The sequence below is a fragment of the Modestobacter roseus genome, from assembly GCF_007994135.1.
GTDB classification, from domain to species: domain Bacteria; phylum Actinomycetota; class Actinomycetes; order Mycobacteriales; family Geodermatophilaceae; genus Modestobacter; species Modestobacter roseus.
In genome coordinates this window covers 2494069-2512228 of sequence record NZ_VLKF01000001.1, presented here as the reverse complement: position 1 = coordinate 2512228, position 18160 = coordinate 2494069, and the positions used below count along the sequence as shown (strand labels likewise).

Annotated in this window: 19 protein-coding genes; 14 read left to right on the top strand and 5 right to left on the bottom strand. The window is 75.6% G+C overall.

The window, feature by feature from the left end; genetic code table 11:
• The first annotated feature begins 133 nt into the window (after window positions 1–133).
• From JD78_RS11895 to whiG, 5 genes are all read left to right on the top strand, one after another.
• On the top strand, window positions 134–502 hold the full coding sequence (locus JD78_RS11895) for a YraN family protein (RefSeq protein WP_153362004.1): 369 nt from the start codon (window positions 134–136) through the stop codon (window positions 500–502).
• A complete protein-coding gene (locus tag JD78_RS11890) occupies window positions 502–2022 on the top strand; it encodes a YifB family Mg chelatase-like AAA ATPase (protein ID WP_153362003.1) in 1521 nt (506 codons plus the stop codon). Before JD78_RS11895 ends, JD78_RS11890 begins: the two co-directional genes overlap by 1 nt.
• Window positions 2019–3269 (top strand): DNA-processing protein DprA, encoded by a 1251-nt coding sequence (gene dprA / locus JD78_RS11885; RefSeq protein WP_228395367.1) that lies wholly within the window; start codon window positions 2019–2021, stop codon window positions 3267–3269. Before JD78_RS11890 ends, dprA begins: the two co-directional genes overlap by 4 nt.
• 31 nt (window positions 3270–3300) lie before the next feature.
• Window positions 3301–4257 (top strand): tyrosine recombinase XerC, encoded by a 957-nt coding sequence (locus JD78_RS11880; protein ID WP_153362002.1) that lies wholly within the window; start codon window positions 3301–3303, stop codon window positions 4255–4257.
• A gap of 68 nt (window positions 4258–4325) precedes the next feature.
• Complete coding sequence (gene whiG / locus JD78_RS11875) at window positions 4326–5120, top strand: RNA polymerase sigma factor WhiG (protein WP_153362001.1); 795 nt, start codon at window positions 4326–4328, stop codon at window positions 5118–5120.
• Between the two features lie 31 nt (window positions 5121–5151).
• Here the strand turns inward: whiG and JD78_RS11870 are convergent, their stop codons facing one another.
• Both JD78_RS11870 and JD78_RS11865 read right to left on the bottom strand, forming a co-directional pair.
• Window positions 5152–5643, bottom strand: coding sequence for a DUF4262 domain-containing protein (locus tag JD78_RS11870; protein ID WP_153362000.1), 492 nt, complete (start codon window positions 5641–5643; stop codon window positions 5152–5154).
• Between the two features lie 25 nt (window positions 5644–5668).
• A complete protein-coding gene (locus JD78_RS11865; protein ID WP_166521146.1) occupies window positions 5669–6208 on the bottom strand; it encodes a M23 family metallopeptidase in 540 nt (179 codons plus the stop codon).
• A 336-nt stretch (window positions 6209–6544) separates the two neighbouring features.
• Between JD78_RS11865 and rpsB the strand changes: the two genes are divergently transcribed.
• The 5 genes from rpsB to JD78_RS22250 all read left to right on the top strand — a co-directional run bounded on the left by rpsB (window position 6545) and on the right by JD78_RS22250 (window position 11287).
• Window positions 6545–7471, top strand: a complete 927-nt coding sequence (gene rpsB / locus JD78_RS11860) for a 30S ribosomal protein S2 (protein ID WP_153361999.1) — start codon at window positions 6545–6547, stop codon at window positions 7469–7471.
• Between the two features lie 82 nt (window positions 7472–7553).
• Entirely contained in the window at window positions 7554–8369 is an 816-nt protein-coding gene (gene tsf, locus JD78_RS11855) for a translation elongation factor Ts (protein ID WP_153361998.1), read from the top strand.
• A 138-nt stretch (window positions 8370–8507) separates the two neighbouring features.
• The gene (gene pyrH / locus JD78_RS11850) at window positions 8508–9296 is read left to right on the top strand and encodes a UMP kinase (protein WP_267128575.1); all 789 of its coding nucleotides are present in this window, start codon (window positions 8508–8510) and stop codon (window positions 9294–9296) included.
• 115 nt (window positions 9297–9411) lie between these two features.
• Window positions 9412–9969: a ribosome recycling factor gene (gene frr / locus JD78_RS11845; protein ID WP_153361997.1), complete on the top strand. Its 558-nt coding sequence runs from the start codon at window positions 9412–9414 to the stop codon at window positions 9967–9969.
• A 19-nt stretch (window positions 9970–9988) separates the two neighbouring features.
• Window positions 9989–11287, top strand: a complete 1299-nt coding sequence (locus JD78_RS22250; RefSeq protein ID WP_228395366.1) for a phosphatidate cytidylyltransferase — start codon at window positions 9989–9991, stop codon at window positions 11285–11287.
• Window positions 11288–11304: 17 nt separating this feature from the next.
• Here the strand turns inward: JD78_RS22250 and JD78_RS11835 are convergent, their stop codons facing one another.
• Window positions 11305–12411 carry a GNAT family N-acetyltransferase gene (locus tag JD78_RS11835; RefSeq protein ID WP_153361996.1) on the bottom strand — a complete coding sequence of 369 codons (1107 nt, stop codon included), beginning with the start codon at window positions 12409–12411 and terminating at the stop codon, window positions 11305–11307.
• Window positions 12412–12470: 59 nt separating this feature from the next.
• Between JD78_RS11835 and JD78_RS11830 the strand changes: the two genes are divergently transcribed.
• From JD78_RS11830 to JD78_RS11815, 4 genes are all read left to right on the top strand, one after another.
• Window positions 12471–13160, top strand: a complete 690-nt coding sequence (locus tag JD78_RS11830; RefSeq protein WP_153361995.1) for a TrmH family RNA methyltransferase — start codon at window positions 12471–12473, stop codon at window positions 13158–13160.
• A 128-nt stretch (window positions 13161–13288) separates the two neighbouring features.
• Window positions 13289–14767, top strand: coding sequence for a hypothetical protein (locus JD78_RS21765; RefSeq protein WP_208104087.1), 1479 nt, complete (start codon window positions 13289–13291; stop codon window positions 14765–14767).
• Window positions 14768–14839: 72 nt separating this feature from the next.
• The gene (gene rlmN / locus JD78_RS11820; RefSeq protein WP_153361994.1) at window positions 14840–16018 is read left to right on the top strand and encodes a dual-specificity RNA methyltransferase RlmN; all 1179 of its coding nucleotides are present in this window, start codon (window positions 14840–14842) and stop codon (window positions 16016–16018) included.
• The gene (locus tag JD78_RS11815) at window positions 16015–16728 is read left to right on the top strand and encodes a VIT1/CCC1 transporter family protein (protein ID WP_153361993.1); all 714 of its coding nucleotides are present in this window, start codon (window positions 16015–16017) and stop codon (window positions 16726–16728) included. The genes rlmN and JD78_RS11815 overlap by 4 nt, the downstream gene beginning before the upstream one ends.
• 59 nt (window positions 16729–16787) lie before the next feature.
• Here JD78_RS11815 and JD78_RS11810 read toward each other — a convergent pair whose 3' ends face one another.
• Together JD78_RS11810 and JD78_RS11805 are read right to left on the bottom strand one after the other, a co-directional pair.
• Window positions 16788–17117, bottom strand: a complete 330-nt coding sequence (locus tag JD78_RS11810) for a DUF2631 domain-containing protein (protein ID WP_228395365.1) — start codon at window positions 17115–17117, stop codon at window positions 16788–16790.
• A 72-nt stretch (window positions 17118–17189) separates the two neighbouring features.
• On the bottom strand, window positions 17190–18050 hold the full coding sequence (locus JD78_RS11805; protein ID WP_228395364.1) for an LCP family protein: 861 nt from the start codon (window positions 18048–18050) through the stop codon (window positions 17190–17192).
• Window positions 18051–18160 lie beyond the last annotated feature (110 nt).

The following is an 18160-nucleotide window of genomic DNA, read 5'->3' as shown; positions in this document are numbered from 1 at the left end:
ACCCGGCCAGATTTCCCCGGCCAGGTTGCCCCGGCCGGGCGCCGGTCGGGCCCCGTCGTCCACAGTCGTGGGCGCTGTCCACAGACCTCGCTGGGCGCTGGCCCGCGGGCAGCGCCGGACCCAGGGTCGAGGGGTGTCCACGACCCCCACCCCACGAGCCGCGCTCGGCGCCTACGGCGAGCGCGTGGCCGTCCGGCTGCTCACCGATGCCGGCATGCAGGTGCTCGACCGCAACTGGCGCTGCCGGCACGGCGAGCTCGACGTCGTCGCCCGCGACGGCGACGCCATCGTCTTCTGCGAGGTGAAGACCCGGCGCGGCACCGGCTTCGGGCACGCCGTGGAGGCGGTCACCGCGGACAAGCGGCGCCGGCTGCGCCAGCTGGCCAGCGCCTGGCTCGCGGCGCACGACCACCACGCGCCCGACCTGCGCTTCGACGTCGTCGGGGTGCACGTCCCGGACGCCGGCCCGGCCCGGGTGGCGCACCTGCGGAACGCGTTCTGATGGCGCTGGCGAGGACCTGGTCGGTGGGGCTGGTCGGCGTGCGGGGCGCCTTGGTGGAGGTGGAGGTCGACCTCGCCCCGGGGGTGCCCACGGTGGTGCTCGTCGGCCTGCCCGACGCCGTGGTGCGCCAGTCGGTCGACCGGGTGCGCGCGGCCGTGGTCAACAGCGGGCACGACTTCCCGCTGCGCCGGGTGACCATCGGGCTGTCGCCGGCGGCGATGCCCAAGCAGGGGAGCGGGTTCGACCTCGCCCTGGCCGTGGCCGTGCTCGCCGCCGTCGGGGTGGTGCCGGCCGAGCGGGTGCGGGAGCTCGTCCTGCTGGGTGAGCTGGGCCTGGACGGGTCACTGCGGACGGTGCGCGGGGTGCTCCCCGCGGCGCTGGCCGCCGCCCGGGCCGGGCACCGGCAGGTCGTGGTGCCGGCCGGCAACGCCGACGAGGCGGCCCTGGTCGAGGGCGTCGAGGTGCTCGCTGCGGAGACGCTGGGGCAGGTCGTCGCCCACCTCGCCGGCGGTACCGCCATCCCGGTGCACGAGCGTGCGTCGGCGGCGCCCGAGCCGCCGGGGCCGGACCTGGCCGACGTCGTCGGCCAGACCGCCGGACGCCGCGCGGTGGAGGTCGCCGCCGCCGGGGGACACCACCTGTTCCTCACCGGCCCGCCCGGTGCGGGCAAGACGATGCTCGCCGAGCGGCTGCCGGGTCTGCTGCCCCCGCTGGACGAGCGCGCCGCCATGGAGGTCACCGCGATCGCCTCGGTCGCCGGCACCCTGCCGCCGGGGGCGCCGCTGGTCCGCCGCCCGACGTTCGAGTCACCGCACCACTCGGCGACGATGGCCGCGCTGGTCGGCGGTGGGTCGGGCCAGATCCGTCCCGGCGCGCTCTGCCGCGCCCACCTGGGCGTGCTCTTCCTCGACGAGGCGCCCGAGTTCCCTCGTGCGGTGCTCGACACGCTGCGCCAGCCGCTGGAGCGGGGCGAGGTCACCATCCACCGGGCGAACGGCTCGGCCACCTTCCCCTGCCGGGCGCAGCTGGTGCTCGCCGCCAACCCGTGTCCCTGCGCCAGCGCGGCCGGGGACACGGCCTGCACCTGCAGCCCGCTGGAACGCCGGCGCTACCAGGCCCGGCTCTCCGGACCGTTGCTGGACCGGATCGACCTGCGGGTCACGCTGCCGGCGGTGAGCCGGGCTGCCTGGCTGGACGGCGTCGCGCCCCCGGAATCGACCCAGGTGGTGGCCCGGCGGGTGCGGGCGGCGCGGGAGGCAGCCGCAGCCCGGCTGGCCGGCACCGGTCTCACCCTCAACAGCGCGGTGCCCGGCCGGCTGCTGCGCGAACGGTGGCCGGTGCCCCGGCGGGCGCTGGCGCTGGCCGAGCGGGCACTGGAGCGGGGCTCGCTGTCGGTCCGCGGCTTCGACCGCGTGCTGCGGGTCGCCTGGACGCTCGCCGACCTGGCCGGTCTCGGTACGCCGGGCCCCGACCAGATCGCCGAGGCGCTCGGCATGCGGCTGTCGCGGGCCGCGGCGTGAGCGCCGACGAGCTGGTGGCCGACCTGCGCGGCGGGTCGGTCGTGGACGAGCCGGGCACCGCCGGGCCGGCCGTCCGCCGGGCGCGGGCATGGCTCACCCGCGCGCTGGAACCGGGGTCGGTGCCGGCCTGGCGGTTCGTGGAGCGGGTCGGGCCGGTCGAGGCCGTGGCCGCGCTCCGGGCCGGGACGGCCCCGCCCCGGGTGCAGGCGGTCGCCGGTGCGCGGGTCGCCGAGGACGCCAGCCTCGACGACCTCCGGCGGGCCGAGCGGTGCGGCGCACGCCTGGTGGTGCCCGAGGACGACGAGTGGCCCACCTCCGCCCTGCACTGCCTGACCGTGGCCAGCTCCGCGCTGCCGGACGACCACCGGCTGGACCGGACCCTCACGCCCGTGCCGCCCCTGGGGCTGTGGGTCCGTGGCGACGGGGCACTGGCCGACGTGGTCGACCGCTCGGTGGCCCTGGTCGGCTCCCGGGCGGCGACCGCCTACGGCGAGCACGTGACCGGGGAGCTGGCCCACGGACTGGGGGAGCGGGGCTGGACCACCGTCTCCGGCGGCGCCTTCGGGATCGACGCCGCCGCCCACCGCGGGGCGCTGGCCGCCGGTGCCCCCACCGTGGCCGTGCTCGCCTGCGGCGTCGACCGCGCCTACCCGGCGTCGCACTCCGCGCTGTTCTCCCGGCTGCTCGACGGCGGGCTGCTGGTCAGCGAGTGGCCGCCCGGGTGCGCCCCGCTGCGGCACCGCTTCCTGGTGCGCAACCGGCTGATCGCCGCCCTGACCCGGGGCACCGTGGTGGTCGAGGCGGCCGCGCGGTCCGGGGCGCTGGCCACGGCGCACCGGGCCCGAGACCTGGGGCGGGCGCTGATGGTCGTCCCCGGTCCGGTCACCTCCGCGATGTCGGTGGGCTGCCACGAGCTGCTCCGCGACGAGGAGCGCGGCGCCCGGCTGGTCACCACCGCCGCGCAGGTGGTCGAGCAGGTCGGGTCGCTGGGGGCCGACCTCGCCGCTCCACCGGCGCGGCCGGCCAGTCCCCGCGACGAGCTGTCCGACGTGGCCCGCCGGGTGCTCGACGCCTGCCCGGTGCGCACCGGCGTCAGCCCCGAACGGCTCGCCGCGGTGGCCGGGTGCGACGTCCTCGACGTGCTGCGGGTGCTGCCGGCGTTGGAGCTCGCCGACCTCGTCCAGTGGACCGGCACCGGCTGGCGGCTGCACCCGCCGCCGAAGACCGGGACCGGCGCGTCACGTTGACCGGTCGTGGTCCGGCACGGACGCTGCCCCCATGGCGGGGACGGCGGAGCTGCGGGCGGGGCTGCCCCCTGCCCTCGCCGAGTCGCTGGACGGCTGGGAGGAGCACCTGCGGCTGCAGCGGGACCTGTCCGCGCACACGGTCCGTGGGTACGTCAGCGACGTCGTCTCGCTGCTGGACCACCTGGCTCGCCGGCAGGGGGCCACCCCGGCCGACCTGGACCTCGCGACGCTGCGCAGCTGGCTGGCCGCCGGCCGCACCCGCGGCGACAGCCGGTCCACCACCGCCCGGCGGTCGGCGTCGGCGCGGTCGTTCACGGCGTACCTGCGCCGCAGCGGCCAGGTCGCCGAGGACGTCGGCCTCCGGCTGGCCAGCCCGAAGGCGCACCGCACCCTGCCCGGCGTGCTCGGCACCGAGCAGGCGCGCGCCGTGCTGGAGCAGGCCGCCCAGCCCGTCGGCGAGGGCGAGGAACCGGCCGAGACCGCGCTCCGGCTGCGCAACGTGCTGGTGCTCGAGCTGCTCTACGCCAGCGGCATCCGGGTGGGGGAGCTGGTCGGCCTGGACGTCGATGACGTCGACCGGGGCCGGCGGCTGCTCCGGGTGTTCGGCAAGGGCCGCAAGGAGCGGAGCGTGCCCTTCGGCGCCCCGGCGGCCCAGGCGCTGGAGACCTGGCTGACCGGTGGGAGGCCGACGCTCGCCACCCCGGACAGCGGCCCGGCGCTGCTGCTGGGCGCCCGCGGTGGGCGGCTGGACGCCCGGGAGGCGCGCCGCGTCGTGCACACCGCGGTCCAGGCAGCCCCCGGCACCCCGGACATCGGCCCGCACGGGCTGCGGCACTCCGCGGCCACGCACGTCCTGGAGGGCGGGGCCGACCTGCGCTCGGTCCAGGAGCTGCTGGGTCACGCTAGCCTCGCGACCACGCAGGTCTACACGCACGTGACGGTCGAGCGGCTGCGCACGGTCCACGCGCAGGCCCATCCGCGGGCCTGACAGAGTGGGGACGACACCGGTGCGCACGGTCAGGTTGTGCACGGCGACGGGCGATCAGGGGGAATCAGGTGTCTGAGGCGACGGTCCAGCTCGGGGCGAGCGACGACCCGGACGCGGTGGTCGCCGAGCTCTGGGCCCGCTACGTCCTCGACCGGGACACCGGTCTGCGCGACCGGCTGATCCTGCACTACGCGCCGCTGGTCAAGTACGTCGCCGGCCGGGTCGGCAGCGGCCTGCCCGCCCACGTCGAGCAGGCCGACCTCGTCTCCTACGGCACCTTCGGGCTGATCGATGCGATCACCCGCTTCGAGCCGTCCCGGGAGATCAAGTTCGAGAGCTACGCGATGTCCCGCATCCGCGGCGCGATCATCGACGAGCTCCGCTCCACCGACTGGATCCCGCGGTCGGTGCGGATGAAGGCCCGCCAGTTCGAGCGCACGATCGCGGCCCTGGAGAGCCGGCTCCAGCGGAGCCCCTCCGAGGAGGAGATCGCCGCGGAGATGGAGATGGACGTCGAGGAGATCCGCAAGTTCCTCGGCCAGCTCTCCCTGGTCAACGTCGTCGCCCTCGACGAGCTGCTCGTCGACGACGACGGCTCCGCCCCGCGCCTGGTCGACACGCTCAAGGACACCAGCGCACTGGACCCGCAGGCGATGGCCGAGCACGGTGAGGCCCGGCAGCTGCTGGCACGCGCGGTCGAGCAGCTGCCCGACCGGGAGAAGGTCGTGGTCAGCCTCTACTACTTCGAGGGGCTCACCCTGGCCGACATCGGCCGGGTGCTCGGGGTGACCGAGAGCCGCATCTGCCAGCTGCACACCAAGGCCGTGCTCCAGCTGCGCACCAAGCTCGCCGACATCGCCTGAGCGCCGTCGGCGGTCGGTCGGCCCGCTGGGATCAGGCGCTCTGCTCTCCGGGGCGGGGCCCCAGCAGGGGCTGCGCCGTCGGCGGGTTGCGGTGCCCCTCCTCCCAGGGGAGCGTCCCCTGGGAGTCCGGCCACACCAGCTGCAGCACCTCGACGCTCCCGTAGAGCTGCTCGGCCACCGCCAGCCGGCCGGTGTCGGCCACGGCCAGGAAGACCACGGGGGAGTCGGCGTCGGTGATCGCCGTGGTCGCCGCGCCCGGCGCGAACCGGGCGCCGGCCCGGACGGCCTCGCCCACCAGGTTCAGGTACTTCTCGCCGGCCTCGAAGGGCAGCCCGGTCACGATCACCTCCGGGTGCCCGAGCGCGGTCAGGCCCACGGTGTGCGACCAGCGCGGCTCCCCGGGTGACCCGCCGCCGTGCAGCACCGCCCAGCCGAACCGGCCGATGACCGCCTGCAGGTCGCGCAGCACCTGGCCGCCGTCCTGCTCCTCCGGTCCGGACTCCTTCTTCCGTCGCCAGCGCACGCCCGGACGGTAACGCCTCCCGCACTCAGGACCACGGCAGCAGACTGATCCGCGGCGGCTGCAGCAGGGAGAGCGGGTCCAGGTACACCTCCCCGTGCCGCAGCCCCCCGTGCCGCAGCCCCCAGTGCAGGCAGGCCTCGGCCGGGCAGCCGGCGTGCCCGGCGGCCAGGGTGCCCAGCGGCGAGCCCCGCGCGACTGCCTGGCCGGCGGCCACCGACGGCTCCACCGGCTCGTAGGTGGTGCGCAGGCCACCGGCGTGCTCGACGCTCACCACCGGCCGCCCGGCCACCATGCCCGCGAAGGCCACCACGCCGTCCCCGGAGGAGAGCACCGGTGCGCCGACCCCGCCGAGCAGGTCCACGCCCCGGTGGCCCGCGGCGTACGGCGTCGGTGGGGGGTCGAAGGCGCGGGACACCTCCGGCGCCCCCGGGAAGGGCCACCCCCAGACACCGGACGGGGCGGGGGAGGACGGTGGGGGCGGAGCCGGCGTGGCCGCCCCCGCCGCGGGTCCGAGCAGAGCCGCGCAGAGCAGGGTGAGCAGCACGAGCAGGCGGGCGAGGGGCACCCGCCGACCCTGCGGTCACCGGCGTGCGGGTGGCGGCCTGCCGCCCCGGTTGTGGACGGCGGGTCCGCCTGGGGACGACCGGCGTGGAGCACCCTCGGGCACCGCGTATGCTTGCCGGTGCGGCCCGCTCCGGCGGGTCGACTTCGCGTGTCCGCATCCCGCTGCTCGTGCACCTCGACGAGCCATGCGGGGAGCTCGTCACCTCGGTCCCGTCTCGCGGCGGGTCGGTGACGCGATCTGCGACACCAGGGCGGTGCACCACCCGGTGCCCGCGACAACCGGCACAGCGCGGCCCGGCCCCCGGCCGTCCGCGCACGAGAAGGAAGGCGGCGCCTCGTGGCAGTCGTCAGCATGAAGAACCTGCTCGACAGCGGGGTCCACTTCGGGCACCAGACCCGTCGCTGGAACCCGAAGATGAAGCGCTTCATCTTCACCGAGCGCAACGGCATCTACATCATCGACATCCAGCAGACGCTGGGTTACATCGACCAGGCCTACGAGTTCGTCAAGCAGACCGTGGCCCACGGCGGTTCGATCATGTTCGTCGGGACCAAGCGCCAGGCGCAGGAGGTCATCGCCGAGCAGGCGACCCGCGTCGGCATGCCCTACGTGAACCAGCGCTGGCTGGGCGGCATGCTCACCAACTTCTCCACCGTCTACAAGCGGCTCCAGCGCATGAAGGAGCTGGAGGACATGGAGCAGACCGGCGTCATGGCCTCCCTCTCCAAGAAGGAGCAGCTGGGCCTGACCCGCGAGAAGGCCAAGCTCGAGCGCAGCCTCGGCGGCATCCGCGACATGCAGAAGGTGCCCAGCGCCATCTGGGTCGTGGACACCAAGAAGGAGCACATCGCCGTCGGCGAGGCCCGCAAGCTGGGCATCCCCGTCGTCGCGATCCTCGACACCAACTGCGACCCCGACGAGGTCGACTACAAGATCCCGGGCAACGACGACGCGATCCGCAGCACCGCGCTGCTCACCCGCGTGATCGCCGACGCCGTCGCCGACGGCCTGATGGCCCGTTCGGCCGCGCAGGCCAACGCCGGCCGCACCGAGGACGGCGCTCCGGCCGGTGCCGCCGCCGAGCCGCTGGCCGACTGGGAGCGCGAGCTGCTCACCGGCCAGTCCGGTGACGCCCCGGCCGCCGAGCTGCCCGAGACCCCGGCCGCCCCGCCGGCCGTCACCGCTGACGAGGTCGCGCCCGTCGAGGGCGTCCCCGCCACCGGCGACACCGCCACCGGCACCCAGAACGCCCAGAACGGCTGACCCGGTCGGCGCCGCCCCCTGCTGAGGGGGGCGGCGCCGCCGCACGTCCGCACCCGGTTACCACCAGACCAGAGGAAGTGACATGCCCGCCTTCACCGCAGCCGACGTCAAGCGTCTCCGCGACGCCACCGGCGCCGGCATGATGGACGCCAAGAAGGCCCTGACCGAGGCCGACGGCGAGTACGACAAGGCCGTCGAGATCCTGCGGGTCAAGGGCGCCAAGGACGTCGGCAAGCGCCTGGAGCGCTCGACGACCAACGGCATCGTGGTCAGCAAGGACGGCGCGCTGCTCGAGCTCGACTGCGAGACCGACTTCGTCGCCAAGAACGCCGAGTTCGTCGCCCTGGGCGAGAAGCTCCTGGACGTCGTGCTGGCCCAGAAGCCCGCCGACGTCGCGGCGCTGCTGGCCACCGAGGTCGACGGCCAGACGGTCGAGAAGCTGATCGAGTCCGAGTCCGCCCGGATCGGCGAGAAGCTCGTCCTCTCCCGTTTCGCGGTCTTCGAGGGCCCCACGGCCGTGTACCTGCACAAGCGCGCCACCGACCTGCCCCCGGCCATCGGTGTCGCGGTGCAGTACTCCGGCGGCGACGAGGACGCGGCCCGCGCCCTGGCGATGCACATCGCCGCGGCCCGTCCCCGCTACCTGACCCGCGAGGAGGTCCCCGCCGAGACGGTGGAGACCGAGCGCCGGGTGGCCGAGCAGACGGCGAAGGAGGAGGGCAAGCCCGAGCAGGCGATCGCGAAGATCGTCGAGGGGCGGGTCAACTCCTACTTCAAGGACTTCGTGCTCCTCGAGCAGCCCTCGATCACCGAGCCGAAGCGCACCGTCAAGCAGGTCATCGGCGACGCCGGCCTGACCGTCGACCGGTTCGCCCGGTTCGAGGTCGGCCAGGCCTGACGCAGGACCAGCAGCTCACCGCCGGCCCCGTCCCTCCCGGGACGGGGCCGGTGGCCTGTCCGGCCCCGTCCCGGGAGCGACGACGTCCCCGGCATGCGGCAGGATCGACCAACGAACACCCCGACGCGAAGGACACCTGTGACCGACACGACCGCCGCCAGCAACCCGGAGGGCCTGCTCTTCGCGCCCGCCGCCTCCGCGCCGACCGACGGCAGCGGCTACCGGCGGGTGCTGCTCAAGCTCTCCGGTGAGGCGTTCGGTGGCGGCAGCGTCGGGGTCGACGGCGGCATCGTGCACGACATCGCCGAGCAGCTGGCCGAGGTCGTCCACGGCGGGACCCAGGTGGCCGTCGTCGTCGGCGGTGGCAACTTCTTCCGCGGCGCGGAGCTGGCGCAAGCGGGCATGGACCGCCGGCACGCCGACTACATGGGCATGCTCGGCACGGTGATGAACGCGCTGGCCCTGCAGGCCTTCTGCGAGCAGATCGGCCTGGAGACGCGGGTGCAGACGGCGATCACCATGGGCCAGGTCGCCGAGCCCTACATCCCGCGCAAGGCCGTCCGGCACATGGAGAAGGGCCGGCTGGTCATCTTCGGCGCCGGTGCCGGGATGCCCTACTTCTCCACCGACACCGTCGCCGCCCAGCGTGCCCTGGAGATCGGCTGCCAGGTGCTGCTGATGGCGAAGAACGGCGTGGACGGCGTGTACGACGCCGACCCCCGCAAGGACCCCTCCGCGACCATGTACGAGGAGCTGGACTACGCCACGGTCCTGGCCAAGCAGCTCGGGGTGGCCGACGCCACGGCGATCAGCCTCTGCATGGACAACCGCATGCCGATCGTCGTGTTCAACCTGTTGCGTGAGGGCAACATCGGTCGTGCCGTCGCAGGTGAGAAGATCGGGACCCTGATCAGCCAGCCGGCCTGACCGGTCGGCTCCCGGGCGGGCGACGGTCGCCGCGCCCCGACCCGGGTACCGGTCGGCTGAACGCCGACCGACCAGACGGCCAGCACGGCGGCAGCTGCCGCAGGAGGAGAGAACCGTGATCGACGACACCCTGCTCGACGCCGAGGAGCGGATGGACAAGGCCCTGTCGGTCGCCCGCGAGGACCTCGGTTCCGTGCGCACCGGCCGCGCTGCGCCGTCCATGTTCAACAAGATCTCGGTCGACTACTACGGCGCGTACACCCCGGTGCCGCAGATGGCCTCGATCACCGTGCCCGAAGCGCGCATGGCGGTCATCAAGCCCTACGACATGGGTCAGCTGCAGGCCATCGAGCGGGCGATCCGCGACTCCGACCTCGGCGTCAACCCGACGAACGACGGCACGCTGATCCGGGTGGTCTTCCCGCAGCTGACCGAGGAGCGGCGCCGCGACCTGGTCAAGCAGGCCCGGGCCAAGGGCGAGGACGCCAAGGTCGCGATCCGCAACATCCGTCGCCGCTCGAAGGAGGAGCTCGACCGCATCGCCAAGGACGGCGAGGCCGGCGAGGACGACGTGCGACGCGCGGAGAAGGAGCTCGACGACCTCACCGCCACCCACGTCGCTGCCATCGACGAGGCGATGAAGAACAAGGAGACCGAGCTCCTCGACGTCTGATCCCGACCGGACCCGCGCGGTGCCCCGCTTCCTGTCCCGCTCCGGACCCGATGGTCCGGAGCGCGAGCCTGCCCGTGGCCGGGCCGGCCTCGCCGAGTCCGGCTGGTCGTCCGGCGACCCGGCGACCGCCCCGCAGCCGTCCGTCGGGGAGCCGGCGACCGGGTCCCTGCCCCGGGTCGGCCGGCCGCCGGTGCCTCCCGGGCGGGCTCGGCCGGCGCCGCCCGGACACGCCGCCCGCCGGCCGGCCGGTGCCCCGGACGACGAGCCGTCGCAGGACACCCTGGCCGACGGTCTGCTCACCTCCCACGGCGGGCTCCGTGGCGGCGCACGCGCGGCGGAGGGAGCCGCCTACGGGCCGGCCGACGGGGCAGAGCCCGGCGATGACGACGCGGCGCACGACGACGACGCACCGTACGACGACGCGGAGCACGACGCCCCGCTGACGGCGGTGCCCGGGGCGCCCGGCACCGAGGTCAGCGGTGAGCCGCCCCGGGACACGCCCAAGGGTCCTGGCCGCGCCGGCCGGGACATGGGGTCGGCCATCGGTGTCGCGCTGGCCCTGGGTGCGGTGGTCATCACGACCCTGCTCGTCTGGCGTCCGGCGTTCCTGCTGGTGATCACCCTGGCCGTGCTGGTCAGCGTGGTGGAGCTGAGCCGGGCGCTGCAGGCCGGCGGGCACCGCCCGCCGCTGCCCCCGGTCGTCGTCGGCTCGGTGGCGATGATGGCCCTCGCGTGGACCCGCGGACCCTCCGGGCTGGTCGTCGGCTTCCTGCTGACGGTGTTCGCGGTGGTCCTCTGGCGGCTCGGCGACGGACCGGTGGGCTACCTGCGCGACGCCTCCGCCGCCGTCCTGGTGGCGCTCTACGTCCCGCTGCTGGCCGGGTTCGCCGTCCTGCTGCTGGTGCCCGACGACGGCGTCGCCCGGGTGCTGGCGTTCATCGTCACGGTCGTGTGCAGCGACACCGGCGGGTTTGCCGCCGGCGTGCTCTTCGGCAAGACCCCGCTCGCGAAGAGCATCAGCCCGAAGAAGTCCTGGGAGGGGCTGGCCGGTTCGGTCGCCGCCTGCGTGCTGGTCGGCGTCCTGCTGTTCACGCTGACCTTCCACGGCCCCTGGTGGGGTGGCGTGCTGTTCGGCGTCGCGATCGCCCTGACCGCCACCCTGGGCGACCTCGGTGAGTCGCTGATCAAGCGCGACCTCGGCATCAAGGACATGGGCACGATGCTGCCCGGGCACGGCGGGCTGATGGACCGGATGGACTCCCTGCTGCCCTCGGCCGCCGTCGCCTGGCTGGTGCTCTCGCTGGTCGTCCCGACCTGACGAGGCGCGGAGCCTGATCAGGCGCGGACCGCCTCCCAGCTCCGTCCGACCACGTCGAAGCCACGCCGGGCATACCACTGACGCGGCCAGTCCTCCGCTGCGGCGTCCAGCACCACGAGGTCGCAGCCTGCCCGGCCGGCCCGGTGGAGCGCAGCCGTCAGCAGCGCGTCGGCGTGCCCCCGGCGGCGCGCGGCCGGGTCGGTGAGCACCGAGTCCACGGCCGCGGTGGCCCCGTCCACCCGCAGCTGGGCGGCAGCGACCACCCGCCCCGACTCGCGGACCACCAGGTCGGTCACCTGCACCACGCGGTCGGTGCGGTGCTCCCGGCCGACCAGCTGCGCGACCACCTCGGCCAGCGGCGGGTCCGCGCCGGCCAGCTCGCGCCGCCACGACTGTGCCCAGAACTCGTGCACCCGCTCCTGCGGGACCGCCTCCACGGACCCGGGCGGACGCTCGGGGAACGGTGCCCGGCGCGCCATGGCCACGGTCGGGGAGACGTCCCAGCCCCGCCGGGCCAGCTCCTGCGCGACCGGGCCGGCGGCCGGGTGCAGCAGGGTCGCGGCCTGCGCCGGCCAGGCCGCGTCCGTCGCAGCCGCAGCCGTCAGCTCCGCCACGGCCGCGGCGGTGACGGCGCCGGTGACGAGCACCCGGTTGTCGTCCCGGGAGTGGGGGAACGCCGGCTCCGAGACCACCAGACCCCCGGGGACGGGCCGCAGCTGTGCGGCTCGCCGGGTGGCGACCGAGACCGCGAGCGCCCGGGCACGCGCGGCCGCGTCCCCGGGATCGGGCAGCGCCAGCGGTCTGCCGCGGAGCCACGGCACCACGCCGACGACGGCGGCGGTGGGCAGCGGACCGAACAGGTGCGGGAAGCGCATCGCAGACGGGTCACCGGGCACGCCGGGCTCCCAGCGCACCGGATCGGTCAGCCGGGCCGGGTCGACGACGAGCACCACGACGTCGCGCCGGTCCCCGTACAGCCGCCGGGCCGGCAGGTGGACCTGGTCCGGCGTCGACAGGTGCACGAAGCCGGCGCCGGCCAGCGACGGCGGCTCGACCACCCCGGTGTCCAGCGCCGCCCGCCAGGCGGCCGGCTCGATGAGGTGCAGCAGCACGCGGTCGTCCACCGGTCCACTGTGCCCGGGCGGCCGCCCGCCGGGCCCGGCGGGCGTGGCAGCATGCGCCGGTGGTCGAGCAGCAGCACCCCGGTGACGGTGGGACCGGATTGGGGCCCACCGAGTGGGGCACCACGGTCGGCGTCGGTCCGTGGCCCGGCGACTGGCCCACCGACCCCCGCTACGACCCGGAGCTGCTGGCCGGCGGGGACCGGCGGAACGTCGTCGACCGGTACCGCTACTGGCGGCTGGAGGCGATCGTCGCCGACCTCGACCGCCGGCGGCACCCCTTCCACGTGGCGATCGAGAACTTCGAGCACGACCTCAACATCGGCACGGTGGTGCGCACCGCCAACGCCTTCCTCGCCGCCGAGGTGCACGTGGTCGGCCGCCGGCGCTGGAACCGCCGCGGGGCGATGGTCACCGACCGGTACCAGCACCTGCGCCACCACTCCGACGTCGCGGCGCTGCTCGCGCACGCCGACGCGGCCGGGCTCGTCGTGGTCGGGGTCGACAACGGCCCCGGTGCGGTGCCCCTGGAGACGGTCGAGCTGCCCCGCGCCTGCCTCCTGCTGTTCGGCCAGGAGGGGCCCGGGCTCACCGCGGCGGCATCGGCGGGGGCGGCGCTGACCGTCTCCATCGCGCAGTTCGGGTCCACCCGCTCGCTGAACGCCGGCGTGGCCGCGGGCATCGCGATGCACAGCTGGATCCGGCAGCACGCCGGACTCCCGGGTGCTGGCGAGACCTCACCAAAGCTCTGACGCGCGTCGTCAGATGTGACCGCCCCGTCACGCCGGGTCGATGGGCCCCCGCAGGGGAGCATCCACAGGCGGCCGACGGGCCGGTCGCAGACGGCGGCCGGGGAGACGGCCGCCGACGAGGAGTGCACGTGGGGTCGCGCCGACCAGAGGTCGAGCGCTCGCAGGCGACGGGCCAGGAGCTGCCGCAGCCGCGAGCTGCCACCGGCGACGTCGCGGTGACCGCCACGGCTGCCGGTGCCGGACCGTCGGCCGAGCAGCTGCCCTCGGAGCCCCGCGCCGAGGCCGGCGTGGAGTCCGACCCGCGTGACAGCTGGGACGAGGCGTGGCTCCCGGCCTGGGTCGCGGTGGCCGATGCGGCCCCGGCGGAGGAGCGCGCCCCCGAGGCCGCGTCCCCGGGCGCGGATGACGCACTGCTCGAGACCGGTGCCCTGCTCGAGACCGACACGCTGCTCGAGACCGACGACCTGCCGGAGACCGACCCGCAGCCCGCGGCCGACCCGGAGCCTTCCCCCACGCAGGACACCGTTGGCCCCACGGCCGTTGACCCCCGCGCCGACCTGATCCGCGCCGCCGCGGAGCTGGACGAGGAGCTCGCCGCCCTGCGCCGGGCCGAGGAGGAGCGCGCTGCGGTTCGTGCCGAGGTCGCGCAGGCCGCTTCCCGTCTCGCCGACGAACTGCTCGCGGTCGGGACTGCCGCCGCGCGACCGTCCGAGCCGGCACCGGACCTGCCGGCAGTGGCGCCGGTACCGGCACCCGACCCGGTCGCCGCGCCGGCGGCGGAGTCGGTGCCGTCCGTGGTCGGCCCTCCGGTCCGGCCGCGCCATCGGGCCCGGGTGCTCGTCCCGCTGCTGGTGCTGGTCGTCGCCGGGGTGTTCGGTGGCTTCGCCGCGTTGGGTGGCGCGGACGGCGAGGAGACGACGGCGGCCGCGGTGACCCGGGAGGCCGTCGCGAACCCCGACGAGAGCACACCCAGTGCCTCGCCCAGCCGTCCCCGGCGCACGACGCCGGCGCCGCCCCCGGCTCAGCCGGTGACCCCCGGGGTGGAATCGGTCGCCCCCGCGCCGGTGGAGCCCCGCGCCGAGCCCGGTCGGCAGGCCGCGAACCGGGGGAGTGTGCGGGCACCCGCACCCGCAGCCGTGGTCGCTGGGTCGGCCGCACGGCCCCCGGTTGCCGCCCCGTCGCCGCTGCCGCCGTCCGTGGCGGCCCCGGTGCTCCCGGTGACCGGCGCACCGGTGGTCCCGCCAGCTCCGGCTCCCTCCACGGCGCCTCGGCCCGGCACGCCGACCCCGACGGGCACCGCGACGCCGACCGGCACCCCGACGCTGACGAGCACTCCGCCGGAGACCGGTACCCCGACGCCGACGGGCACCCCGACGGACACGGGGACCCCCACGGAGACGGGCGCCCCGACGGACACGGGGACCCCGACGGACACGGGGACCCCCACGGAGACGGGCGCCCCGACGGAGCCCACCTCCGCGCCGCCGTCCGGGGACACCCCGGCGACGGAGACCACCCCGCTGATGACCACCCCGCTCACGACCACCCCGCTCACGACGACCCCGGGTGACGAGCTGCCGCTCACGGCGCCCGCGGTGCCGCGCTGACCCCTCCGGGGGAGCCATCTCACGGCCCGCGGGCGCCACGGGCCGCGGGGGAGTGGGAGCATGGACGTCGCCATGACTGCCCTCCCCCTGGTCTTCGACGCCCCGCGCCGCACCAAGCCGCCTCGCCACCTCGCCGACCTCACCCGTGAGGAGGCGCGCGCCGCCGTCGCCGAGCTCGGTCAGCCGGCGTTCCGCGCTGACCAGCTCGCGCGGCACTTCTACGCCGGGGTCACCGATCCGCAGCAGATGACCGACCTGCCGGCGGCGGCCCGGGCCGAGCTCGCCGAAGCCCTCCTGCCCGGCCTGCTCACCCCGGTGCGGCACCAGTCCGCCGACGGCGGCCGCACCCGGAAGACCCTGTGGCGGCTGCACGACGGGGCGCTGGTGGAGAGCGTGCTGATGCGCTACCCCGACCGCGCGACGGTCTGCATCTCCAGCCAGGCCGGCTGCGGCATGGCCTGCCCCTTCTGCGCCACCGGCCAGAGCGGCCTGACCCGCAACCTCTCCGCCGCGGAGATCATCGGCCAGGCGGTCGCCGCGGCGGCGGCGATGGCCGACGGCGAGATCCCCGGGGGCCCCGGTCGGCTGTCCAACGTCGTCTTCATGGGCATGGGCGAGCCGCTCGCCAACTACGCCCGGGTGCGCAAGACGCTGGACGCGCTGCTCACCCCGGCCCCGCACGGGCTGGGCCTGGCCCAGCGCTCCGTGACCGTGTCGACGGTCGGCGTCGTGCCGGCGATCCGCAAGCTCACCGAGGAGGGGCTCAACGTGACCCTCGCGGTGAGCCTGCACGCCCCCGACGACGAGCTCCGGAACACGCTCGTGCCGATCAACACCCGGTTCGACATCGCGGAGGTGCTGGCCGCCGCCGACGACTTCGCCCGCCGCACCGGCCGGCGGTACTCGATCGAGTACGCGCTGATCCGGGACGTCAACGACCAGCCGTTCCGGGCGGACCTGCTCGGCAAGCTGCTGTCGAAGCGGCTCGCGCACGTGAACCTCATCCCGCTCAACCCGACCCCGGGCAGCAAGTGGGACGCCAGCCCGCTGCCGGCCCAGCGGGAGTTCGTCGCCCGGCTGCGCGCCGCCGGCGTGCCGACGACGGTGCGCGACACCCGCGGCCAGGACATCGACGGCGCCTGCGGGCAGCTGGCCGCCGCCGACCGGGTCGACGGGGTGCCGAGCGTCGCCGTGGCCACCCCGGGCGTCGAGGAGGGCGTGCCGCTCGGGGCCGAGGCCGACCAGGGATGAGCACGGAGTCGCCGGCGGAGCTGCACGAGCACAGCCACGCCGACGTCTCCGGCGGCTGGCTCCGGGCCGCGGTCTTCGGGGCGATGGACGGCCTGGTCACCAACACCGCGCTCGTCGCGGGGGTCGGCGCCGGCGGGGTGGCGGCGCAGACCGTCGTCCTGTCCGGCGTCGCCAGCCTGGTCGCCGGCGCGATCTCGATGGCGCTCGGGGAGTACACCTCGGTGACCACCCAGAACGAGCAGCTGGCGCTGGAGGTCGCCAAGGAGCGGCGCGAGCTGGAGGTCAACCCGGAGGGGGAGCGCCAGGAGCTGGTCGAGATGCTGCGCGCGCGGGGCGTCGACGATGACGTGGCCGAGACGGTCTCGGTGCAGCTGTCCCGTGACCCGGAGACCGCGCTGCGGCTGCACGTGGTGGCCGAGCTGGGCCTGAGTCCGGAGGACACCCCCTCGCCGCGGGTGGCTGCGGTCTCCTCGTTCATCACGTTCTCGGTCGGGGCCGCGGTGCCCCTGCTGCCCTACCTGATCGGGCTGGACCTGCTCTGGGTCGCGTTGGTCTGCGGCGGCATCGGGCTGGCGGTGGCCGGCGCCCTCTCCTCCCGCTTCACCCCACGCGCGTGGTGGTCCAGCGCCCTGCGGCAGCTCCTGTTCGGCGCGCTGGCGGCCGGGGCCACCTACCTCATCGGCCTGGCGATCGGCGTCTCGGTCGCCTGACCTGGGCCGGGAACGACGACGGCCCGCCCCCGATGGGGGACGGGCCCGTCGAGGTCAGCTCAGCGTGAGCGCCAGGCGTTCTTGCGCCGTCGGGCGTCCCAGATCAGCAGCCCGACGAGGTAGGCGGCGAAGCCGATGATCCACAGGTTCTCGACCTGGCCGTCGTGGTTGCCGACCAGGAAGGCCAGCAGCACCACGACCATGAACCACCCGCCGATGCGGCCTGCCTTGCCGGCCTCGCCGTGCCAGCCCCAGTCCTCGGGGCTCTCGTGGGTGATCGGTGTCTCGCCAGCGCGGACGATGCCTTCTTCGCGCTCGGACTGCTCGACCACCCGGGCGCTGGTCTGCTGGCCCTGTCCCCGGCCGCTGTGCTCGCTCACGGGGGTCATCTTGCCAGGCCGTGCGGTGCGGCACCTGCCGGGCGCGGCGTGGGCGTGGCGGGGAGACCGCGCGGAGGACGGTCACGGGTCGCAGGTGAGGCCGGCTGCCGCGAGAGCCGCGGTCGTCGCGGCGGTCGGGCGTCGCAGCAGCGTGTCACCCACGGGGTCGTCGACCGGCAGCACCTCCAGCCGGTCCAGCTCCGCGCGGGCCAGCCCGGCCAGGTCGGCCATGGAGGTGTCCGGGTCGACGGCGAGGGCCCCCGAGGCGGCCCAGGCCAGCGACTGCAGGCGCCACGGGCGCAGCGGAGAGCCGCGGACCTGGTCGACCAGCGCGTCGAGCACCGTGCCCGCGGCGGTCGCCCGGCCGTCGGGGTCGACCGGCGCCGCGCGCCATGTCCCGTCGACCAGGTGCTCGGGGTGGCGTGAGCGCACCAGTGCCAGAGCGGTCGCGCCGTCGACGTGCTGGTGTCCGGCCTCGTCGACCTGCAGCCCGGCCGGGCGGTCGCGCACCGGCTCGGGGACCTCCACGTCCAGCCCGCCGGCGGCATCGACGACCGCGGCGAACCCGGCGAGGTCGACGGTGACCAGGTGGTCGGTGGGGATGCCCAGTCGGCACAGCGAGTCCGCCAGGCCCTGTGGGCCCTCCAGCCAGGCCAGCGCGAGGCGGTCCGGGCCGTGGTCGGTGTGGACCACGAGGTCACGCGGTACGGACAGCGCGGTTGTCCCGGCGTCGGTCTGGTGCACGACGACGATCACGTCGGCGCGCGCCCCGGGTACGTCGTCGGGAGTGCCGAACTGGGACACGTCCGCGCCGGCGGGCAACCGGTCTCGGCTGTCCAGCCCGGCCAGCACCCATGTCCGGCCGTCCGCGTCACCGGCACCGCCGGAGAGGTCCACGTCGATGCGGTCGATGCGTGCGGCCAGGACCGCGACGTCGGCCACCAGGGCCACCACCACGACGACGAGGACCAGCAGGCCCGCTCGCAGGCGTCGGTGGGGGGCGAGTGGACCCAGCCATGCCGAACGCCGGCCAGGGGGGCCCTGGCCGGCGT

Excerpts from the sequence above, each read along its gene's own strand:
- tsf (WP_153361998.1), top strand. The coding sequence starts at position 7,554 with ATGCCCGCCTTCACCGCAGCCGACGTCAAGCGTCTCCGCGACGCCACC.
- JD78_RS11890 (WP_153362003.1), top strand. The coding sequence starts at position 502 with ATGGCGCTGGCGAGGACCTGGTCGGTGGGGCTGGTCGGCGTGCGGGGC.
- JD78_RS11815 (WP_153361993.1), top strand. The coding sequence starts at position 16,015 with ATGAGCACGGAGTCGCCGGCGGAGCTGCACGAGCACAGCCACGCCGAC.
- rlmN (WP_153361994.1), top strand. The coding sequence starts at position 14,840 with ATGACTGCCCTCCCCCTGGTCTTCGACGCCCCGCGCCGCACCAAGCCG.
- JD78_RS11880 (WP_153362002.1), top strand. The coding sequence starts at position 3,301 with ATGGCGGGGACGGCGGAGCTGCGGGCGGGGCTGCCCCCTGCCCTCGCC.
- JD78_RS11810 (WP_228395365.1), bottom strand. The coding sequence starts at position 17,117 with ATGACCCCCGTGAGCGAGCACAGCGGCCGGGGACAGGGCCAGCAGACC.